The 9,669-nt window shown below is 42.8% G+C and carries 5 protein-coding genes and 2 pseudogenes; 3 read left to right on the top strand and 4 right to left on the bottom strand.

Features of this window, described 5'->3' with window-relative positions:
- On the bottom strand, nucleotides 1–230 hold a 230-nt coding region (locus Xmir_RS21415), incomplete at its 3' end, for a helix-turn-helix domain-containing protein (RefSeq protein ID WP_244171012.1).
- A 547-nt stretch (nucleotides 231–777) separates the two neighbouring features.
- On the opposite strand from Xmir_RS21415, the gene Xmir_RS26025 reads away from it, so the two are divergent.
- The 3 genes from Xmir_RS26025 (at nucleotide 778) to Xmir_RS21400 (ending at nucleotide 3,793) form a co-directional block, all read left to right on the top strand.
- On the top strand, nucleotides 778–2,325 hold the full coding sequence (locus Xmir_RS26025) for a hypothetical protein (protein WP_244171011.1): 1,548 nt from the start codon (nucleotides 778–780) through the stop codon (nucleotides 2,323–2,325).
- Nucleotides 2,326–2,412: 87 nt separating this feature from the next.
- Entirely contained in the window at nucleotides 2,413–3,381 is a 969-nt protein-coding gene (locus Xmir_RS21405) for an Ig-like domain-containing protein (protein ID WP_099116032.1), read from the top strand.
- A 13-nt stretch (nucleotides 3,382–3,394) separates the two neighbouring features.
- Nucleotides 3,395–3,793, top strand: coding sequence for a hypothetical protein (locus tag Xmir_RS21400; protein WP_099116031.1), 399 nt, complete (start codon nucleotides 3,395–3,397; stop codon nucleotides 3,791–3,793).
- A 104-nt stretch (nucleotides 3,794–3,897) separates the two neighbouring features.
- Here the strand turns inward: Xmir_RS21400 and Xmir_RS21395 are convergent, their stop codons facing one another.
- From Xmir_RS21395 to Xmir_RS21380, 3 genes and pseudogenes are all read right to left on the bottom strand, one after another.
- Nucleotides 3,898–8,409 (bottom strand): autotransporter outer membrane beta-barrel domain-containing protein, encoded by a 4,512-nt coding sequence (locus tag Xmir_RS21395; protein WP_099116030.1) that lies wholly within the window; start codon nucleotides 8,407–8,409, stop codon nucleotides 3,898–3,900.
- A gap of 465 nt (nucleotides 8,410–8,874) precedes the next feature.
- Nucleotides 8,875–9,308, bottom strand: a pseudogene (locus Xmir_RS21385) (IS1 family transposase); the annotation flags it as partial.
- 240 nt (nucleotides 9,309–9,548) lie between these two features.
- A pseudogene (locus tag Xmir_RS21380) lies at nucleotides 9,549–9,669 on the bottom strand (IS982 family transposase); the annotation flags it as partial.

Below are 9,669 nucleotides of genomic sequence, written 5' to 3'. Positions count from 1 at the left end.
CTTTCAGAGCCGCCATTTTCCGGGGTGAACTTTTCCTGAGCGATGAAATCTTTTAGATGACGGCTGACCGTACTTTCATGAATACGCAAGGCCTGTGCAGTCATCTGAGCTGTCCAGCCTTCGGAGGCTAAAAGCACGGCCTTGATGCGATCACAGACTCGACTGTCACGAGTGGTATCATGCATCAATTCGAGTGCACGTTTTTGTTCTGGTGTCAGATGAATTTTCATGGTTGCAAGCATGATCTGGTTTGGGTGATAAATCAAGCATCTTCAATGGCGATTGGTATATAAAACTCAATCACCTATTAAGATAATTGTGAAAAGAAATTTTTATTTGTTAACAAAATAAATAGAATCGATGATTTGACGAAGGGGTTCTGGTAATTAGGAATTATCTGAATACTTCATTAATTATTAATATTTCTTGGATTCGCCTAATAAGTGCAATTTCTATTAAATCTGGAAGCATATCACAACAACTAACTATTTAATACATGACTCAAGTAGTCTTGAAATAATTATCTGACCAAGCATCACATTGTTTTTATTTTACTCAGTTTTGCGATAAAGAAAAGCCGAAAAAAGATAGTATTGAACGATTTTCGATAGAAAAATATTTTTTATATTACGTATATTGAAAATTATTTATCTGAATGTAATCTGGCTGGGAAAGTCCAGTCAAAATAGCTCCCCAATAAATCGATATTAAAATGCTGTAGTTTTTTTTACTTGCGAAACAGAGTCAATAAATTTTACACGTTGAAAGGATAATATAATGGCTAACATCACGATAGTTCCAGCAGATAAACAAAATATTATCATAGGGCAACCCTTCAGTGTGGTTGTTGCGATACACGGTGCAACCCCAGCCGATTTAAAATCGGCACAGGTTAGTGTTGCTTCTCACTCACCAGGTGTGACACTAATACACACATTTGACGGCAAAATTACTAACGGAGCGTTTTACCAGCAACTGATATTCCAGGCCGACAAAAGCGGCGGCGATCAGACAATCAAGTTTACCGCAAATACGACGGGAAACCCTAGTCAGGAGGTAACTTATCACTCTGTCAATAACCCAGACCTGAATCCAGATACTTGCACACTGAGAGGATCAAACGCTTATCTGTACGACCCAAACGCGGTTACCTTAACTGGCTCCCCCCCAAGTACTACCACTAACCCCAATCCGTTCGTTTCAGCGTCAATCAATCCGATGATAAACAATGGTGGTCCAGTTCCACACTATGATATTCCGCTTCGTACAACAGCTCCCCTGCGAATATTCACTGAGGAACCAGGGAACATGGTTGAAATTCTACCTTATCACACTACGGAAAACGGTCTTTATTACTATCTGATTCAGAAAACATCAAGCGCAGCGGTGAACCTAAGAATATATGCCACTCAGGGTATCTCTACTTTTGTTGAGCTTGATACGGTATTCAGTGAAGAGGCATACAATCAAAAACAAGTCATATTTATTACGTCTGTTCAGACCAACGAATCCGACTATCTTCAGCCACCAAACATTGAAGAAACATTCTTGTCTTCTACTTTAACAAGGCCAGATGAATCGGAGGATTTCCATTTCATGGTTCCGAGCAACAAGGGAGTCAAAAGCGGCAGTTTTATCATCGGGTTTGTGACGGATGATAAAAAAGACATTTTAAAGAAAGCACTCTTCTTTGGGCAGCTAACAGTTGAAGAAAACGGATTTTATAAATTTAAAGTCGCTTACAGCGACCTGTATTCGGGGGATAATCATATCAGCTATGTGGCGCTTAACCAAACAGGTACGCCGGAAAGATCCAAGCTTGATTACATAAATTATGATAACGGTGGTATTAACGGTCCAAGTCCCAATGACGAGCACCGTACTTTGGTTGCTCCAAAGGTGTATGACCAGTACGATCACTATATTGGCATATATAACCCAATTAATATTAACAGCATCGGTTCAAAAGGCCTTGAGGTTTGGTTGTTATCCGACCCTCAAAATCCGAATCATACCATCGCCCCGGGTGACAAGATCACGATTAAAGCCTATATCTCACACTATGTTGATATCCACCCAGAAAAAGCACGTCCTTTACCGATTGAGGTGGTTAAAGATCACCCTGTGCAATTGGCAGAAATAACAAATGGCCATTATAAAGCGCTCATCACGCCCGCTCAACTGATGGGGTATGACGCAGCAGATGGTTATGATGTAGCAGTACTCACGATAGACTACAGTCGTCTTGCCCAGAACCAGAAATCAAAACTTTTCACCAGAAGCTTCGGTACAGTACCACCAGGGGAAGAGGACTCGGCGGAGTAGCCCCCTAACCAGAGTAGGTGACTGCTCATAGTTACTGTTTTTTGGCAGTCACCTTCATAAAGTTAATTGTTTGTGAAAGGTGATAACATGTCTATAAAGAACACAATATTAAACGCCGTCCTTGTTCCTCCTGCTTTACCACAAAGCTACAATGGTATTATTGATGAATCAAAACTAGACCAAGACGAACTGGTCATCATAATAAAAAAGCATGAAAAAATTCGTCTTGGATATAAAATCATTGTTCATCTGACGCCATATCTATCATCAATACCATTTTTTATCACAGATGAAAATATCGAGAATCCAACGTATCAAGTAACCATCCCTTTTTCTGCTATTCCTCTCGGAAGCTATGATATTTACTATACCATCACTGACCTGGTATGGAATAAAGCTAAATCTGAAAGTACCCACGTTACAATTAAAAAATCAGCTTCTCCACTGCCTGCTGTAATCGCCTATTTGGAGAGCGAGATTTTGGCGAATGGTATGCCGTCCAATGATTACACCCCGAATTCTGTACTCATCACGGCCTTAGATGAAAAAACGAAGCCGATATCCGGTGCACCAATACGTGTTGTCTCCCATGATGATGTTTGCATTACGCCGTCCTCTGGGGTCACAAACCAGGATGGTCAGATCGTTTTTTGCGCAACCTCAGATGCCGACGGTATTTTTTCAATACAAGTAGCATCAGGAGATATAAAAGATAAGGTTGAACTGTATTTTGCTCCGGTTAATGAAGCGAGATTAATCATAACTGGAAGTCAACAAATTGGTGAAGAATACGAAACAATTACAATCCAGGTTTACGATAAAAATACAATAGATCCCATTAAAAACTCTATTGTATATTATAAAATAGACCAAGCCATAAACATAAGTAACATATTAGAAATTGCTTTAAATCCCGATACGATACGATCAATGATTACAGATGAAATTGGGCAGTTCAAAATAAACCTGAAAGGTAAGGTGGGAGGAAATTGTATTATAAGGGTTACTGCCAATAATTATATTGGAAGCATCAAATATACGATGGGACAACAATAGAGAGATATTAATAATGGCAACGAAAAAACTTTATTTTACAGGTATAGAGAATAATTGGCATGTTTCGTATTACTTTCTGACGCAAGCTGGTTATGATTATACAGTGACATTATCAGATGAAGACACTGGACAGGTTTATGAGACTTGGAGCAAACCATACGACCCATCTGGCTATCCTCATAGCACGGCCAATATAATTCTCTATACAGGGGCATCTGGAAAGCTTATATGTACTGTTGATTGCCCCCAAAGCAATAAACTTGATGTCGACATGAGTAACAGTGATTTAACTGCAAATGGGGGACAAATAACGCTAGGAAAGACCTATACCGCCGCTTTTGAGGATTACGGTGGCTCAATCGATTTCAATGACTTTTTTATCTCTCTAGCAGGGTGGAAATACTACGAATAAACTCAAGCAGCTATTTTTTCATCAGAGTATGTCTCTGAAAACTATCACTGTGGGACATTATTCCCACAGTTTTTAGTTAATTCCAGTGACAGGCACTGACTTAATCACCATGTTGTCTTTATGCCGATTTTGGCCTTCAGCTCGTAACTGTCTGCAAAATTATTCAGGCTGGTGTTGGCTGAAGCCTGACCATAGACGGAAGATTTTCCATTATCCCAACTATAGGAACCTCCTGCCCCCACATCCCCCCAGGTGCGGTCATGACCACGGGTAAAGGCAACATCAGCGACGTTAGTCAAGTCATTACGCCCCAAAACCTCCTGATTAATATTGAAAAAACTATATAAATGAGTGGCTTTTTGACGATAGTCTATCGTCGTACCTACGCTAAATTTCATACTCTCGCTTCGGTCAAAGTGGATTTTGGCTCCAAACGGATCATAAAACCCATTCATATCTATAGAAGAAAACACGATTTGTGCTTGTGGGGTCAATGACCATTCCTGATTCAAGTCAAGCCCTTGCCCTGCTTCCAGGCTCAATGCATACCCCAGCGCGGATTTACTATTTCCCAAAGGCTGGCTGGCAGTCTTTGAATTCAGATCGTTGTCAAAATAGGTCATCTGGGCTATGCCATCCAAATAAAACTTATTCTTGCCGTACCATGTACTTGTTGTACCCAGCGTATAACCATTTGCACGAATGTGACCGTCACCATGCACAGAGCCTACATTTGCATCAATATTCGAATATTGCAGGAAAATACCGCCAGTGACTGAACCTTGGTTATTTTCATAAAAACGTCTGTCCATACCAACCTGAGCACGAGCCATTTTATAGGTAATGGCGTTAGCGCCAGATGTAGAAACACGTGGCGATAATTTACCGTAAGAGGCGGTCATTCGCCCCCATACCCCATTAGGCATCTGGCTTGTATTATCGTCTGTGCTGTGTTCACCAGCAGCGTTTCTAAAACTATCCATGTCAAGCAGCCTGTCCTTACGCCCGCTGATCCGGTCACGCAAGGATTCAGGTGTATTCAGAGTCTGCAAAACCCTGCCATAAGCCTCGTAAACGCTAACGCCAGCATGATAGAGCCGCGATGGTTCTGGGTTAGGGTTTGGACTGGTCAGCGACGAGCGCAGATACCAGTTCCCGTCCGAATTGTCAGTGCCATTCTTATAAAGACGGTAAGCATGGGCACCAGCTACAACAGTTGGCTCTCCCTTATAGTTATAGTCGCCAACCAAATTGAAAATTCCGTCTGATACACCTTGCACATCAACAACTTTAATACCTTCATTCGTTTGTGCACCCGTTCCACCGACATTTTTGATCACGAGATGCGTTGTGCCCGATGTGTTGCCATTCACCACAAGTCTGTCAGTCTTTGAGTTATCCCCTTCCAGGACAGTCGATAAACTCACCGTACCGTTATTGCCACTATAGTTACCCGCAATTGTCAGTATACGCCCTACAGCGTTGTTATCTCCGCCCGCTACGACTCTACCACGGTTATTTAAAGAGGAAATTGTTGTATTAAATCCCCCCATATCAAACGTACCATGCTGTCCGATTGCATAGGACGAAGCAGTGCTGAAAGCCTCCTTTACACCTTGGCGAAGTGTTCCTTTTTGTATTGCTGTCGTGCCTGTATAGTTATTCGCTCCCGTCAGAAGGGTTGTACCACCCCCGTTTTGAACCAGTTTTCCCTTGCCCGTGATATGGCCGTCGAACCTCACTGCATCTGAGCGGTTAAAGACAAGCGTGCCTTTACTTCCTGTTACGACATCACCGGAGATACTGCCTGTCGTTCCACCGTCACCGAGCTGAAGGATACCCTGTGTCACTTTCGTGCCACCTGTGTAATTATTCTTCCCTTTCAAAACCAGCGTGCCGTAATCGGTGGTTTCAAGGGCCGCCGAACCTGTCAGGTCTGACTCAATCGTGGCCGTACTGCCAGCCGTTGACTTATTGCCTGTTCCGACACGAATTTTGGCGCTACCTGTAGTGTCATTTTTTAAAACCAGCGGGGCACCAGAGATAGTGTAACCATCGGTGCCAAACTGCATGCCATTGACGGTGACCTGACCACCGCTGTTATCTACCTGCACCTTTCCTGCGATGCCGGAGAAGATGGCAAATTGATCTGCATTACTCCAACTGGCATTCGGCCGCCCTGCTTTTGACGTCCAGTTATTCTTTCCGCCAACCTGCCAGATACCATTACCGCCATCAACAATACCATTGTTATGTTTTCCGGTGTCCCCCCCATCCCAATAGTTCAGGATCATACCGCCCGTATTGGTGAGATAAACTTTCTTGTCCCTGCTCGTATCGAGAGAGAGTGCTCCGGGTTCTCCGCCAGTGAGCGTCATCCCATTGTTTGTTAAGGTGCCGCCATAATTGAAGATATCGTATTCACCCACAGAAAAACCGCCAAGATCGGTGACGTTAAGTGTTCCTGCCAGTGTCAGGTTGCCACGCACATCAAATAACGCAGGCGCAGAAGTCTCTGTTGCCCCCAGTGAAACACCGACATTTGAATCGTGACTAAGAATAAGATCATGACCAAATGTCAGGCTATCACCCTGCTTGCCGACAAGGTGTCCGCCGTTTTCAATCGTTGCCGTCCCGCCGATGATGCCGATCCCCTCCACCGTTCCCTCTTTTTTCACATTAAAGGCTGAAGCTGTTGTGCCCAACTGACTGTCAACGATAAAGCTTCCCGCTTCAACGCTTGTTGATCCTGTAAAGGCAGAAGAATCCGAATTTAGCGTTGTGATACCGGTGCCAAGTTTCTTGATTTGACCACTGCCGGAGATCACGCCGTCAAAACGGCTTGTTCCATTCAGATCCAGTGCCAGAATGCCTTCAGACCCGATGGTGACTAAGCGGGTGTCCAGCCCATTATTTCGGGTGTTAAACTGTAATGTACCGGCTTTAATATAAGTCGTTCCCGTATACGTATTCTGGCCGTTCAGAATGGTCATGCCTTTGCCAACATGTTCCACGCCGCCAGCACCAGAGATATTATTAGAAAAGGTAATATTGTTTTTATGGTCAAAAGCCAGTATTCCTTTCTGCCCGATTGTCACCTTGGACCTGTTATCAATGCTTCCCGTCGTCCCGTTATCGCCGAGTTGCAAAGTCCCTGAGTCGATTTTTGTCTCGCCAGTATAGGTGTTTTCCCCCGTCAAAATGGTCGTGCCGCTACCCACTAGGTGAACAGAGCCGGTTCCGCTTATGATGTGGCGATAAGCCGTTTTATCGCTACGGTTGAAATGAAGGCTGCCGGAATTATTTATGTCACTGGAAATGCGTCCTGTTGTGTGTCCATCACCCAGACTTAACGCGTTTCCTGATAATATCCTAACCGCTCCGGCATCCATGTTGTGAGTAAATAGCAGGTTCAGATTTTTGGTCATTCCATCTTTCGACCCAATGGTAACAACCGAATCTTTCGTCCCAGAGACATTGCCTTTAAGGATTGCATTTGAGCCAGACAGATAAAGGCTGGCGCTTCCAAGCTCGACATTGCCGTCAATCGTGCCTGCATTATCAATGCCGTTGGTGAGGGTTCCCTTATTATTGATAGCGAATTTATCCCCTTGGATTATTCCTCCATCCAGATTCGTGATGGTATCAATAATCCCTTTATCGTCGATATAAATACCATTTCGCTTTCCACGTATGGAGGAAGCGTTAGTAATTTGTTTAATTTTGGACGACCTGATATGGGAATTCACATCCAATAAAGCCATGCCTTGCCCAGTGACCTGAATTGCGTCCTGGTCAGCCGTGATCCCTTTACTCCCGGAGTGATTATTCAGGTTTTCGAGGTATCCTCCCTTTTGAATCAGAACGCCGTGGTTAGGGCCAGTCACTGTTCCATAATTATTGAAAGTGCCGACATTACTGCCAGATTTGATACCAAAAGTTGAGGTAGTAGGGCGGACATTACTCTCCTGAGACAATATTCCATAATTATCAAAAGTCTTAAGTGATGAAGTTGCAACATTTATTCCATCAATCGATCCTTCCTTCTGATTACGGAGGGTATCTACGCGTCCATATTGATCATTATTATTTGCGTCAACCGCCTGCTGGATCATTATTGAATTAGATGAGTTAGGATCATCATTGGATTTGATTGAGCCATAATTATCTAGCATATTCATTTGACCAGAAACCCATATGGCCCCATTCACTCCGCCTATGCTTCCACGATTAACCAGCGTTCTAACAGAACCACTGTTAGTTATCATGACGCCACTACTTCCCTGTAAAACCCCATTATTCTCAATATCATCAACTAAAATTGGTGGTATTGATGGTGCCAGATTATTGTCACCGCCGACATTGACCGCATTGTATTTCAGAGAGTAGCGATCCCAGGGGTCGCCGCCTTGAGGAACATCAATCGACACACCTTTCTTGATAGTAAGATTTTCGCCTTGTGAGAGATTACAGGGGGCTGTCTCATTTTCAGAAATGATGGTCTTCGTATTCGAAGAGCCACATGATGAGGCCGCTATGGCATCAATGCTCACGCCAGAAAAAAATAAAGCCATTCTAATTGCCATTGGCAACACAGCATGTCTGTATACTCTCATAACAGGAACCCTTAAATAACCTGTGTTTCGTTTAAGTTACAGAGCTAACTATCTGATATATAATGAAATTATTTTCAATGAAAACAACGTAATGTAAACTACCGAGCTATAATTACTTTAGAAGAACTTTACTGCTACGTCGAGGTTTCTGCCAAAACTATAGCAAAATCAAAATAACAGGGCACAATATCTGAATTCAAAAGACAAGGCAGAGTCGTGAGGTGGGTTACCGTTTAGATTTCCGAAAGAAAGTACTGACATACAAAGACAAGCATTCGTTGATTTTCGTACAAACGAGTACCCACTTTGCGCAATCGATACTAGCCTTACTGATTAGCTTACCTAATAACAGTTAGTATTTTTGGTAGTGAGAGTATGGACATGCTAAGATTCTTGGCAACGTTCTTTAGTCGTTACCACTTATCATTTTCATCAATATTCCCATCTGGCTCATGAACCTAATAGTTAGATTGCTTGTGAAATATAGTATTCACGCTCAATGAACGTACCTATCACTTTATCGTGTATTTCTTCAGATTTGGAATAACCTATCGTTTTTCGATTCAGCCTTTTTATCCGGATACGCAGAGTGCGATTAGTCCTCTCAATACGTTGGGTAAATTTCTTGCCCGTAAGGTGTTTTTCCTCAGGAAGGCGATCGTAAACGGCATAATCATCTGTACAATAAAACCGGATATTAAAAGGAGACAGAAGCGCCAGCAATTTTTTCAGCGTTTTCTTACTGCGATCCCCAAACACATGCGCCACTATCTGCTTCCTATTCGGCTCCCAGACATACCAGAGCCAGCGCTGATTTTTTTATTACCGACAAATGACCACTGCTCGTCTATTTCACAGACAATCTGAATATCACTGCCCGCAAGAGGCAGCGTGGTTACATCTTACTCAATTTTGTGGCTGTGAAAAGTTTTTAGAGGTTCCCTTAAATATGGTTGTTCTGGCTGTATCCGCAGGTACGGTTGTAAGCATGGGAATGAACAGATGATCGGTAAATATGTTAAAAATTAAGACAAACAATACAATAAATTGTACTCAAATCACCCGCTATCAATGTCTTAAGATACCCCGCTGTAAGCAGCGGGATTCTTTATTCAATAGCTAACTAACCCGAATTCTGCTTAAACCATCACTGGAAGATCGTCTTCTGAGTAGAAAACTTTAAGTGATGGTTTTTTCAATTTAAGGCAGTAAGCAATGACTGCCCCTAAAACAGTCAAGAGAAATCCTTTTATACTTCGA

It is taken from the genome of Xenorhabdus miraniensis, assembly GCF_002632615.1.
The sequence above is the reverse complement of the archived record's forward strand: the minus strand, read 5'-3'. Positions and strand labels throughout refer to the sequence as shown.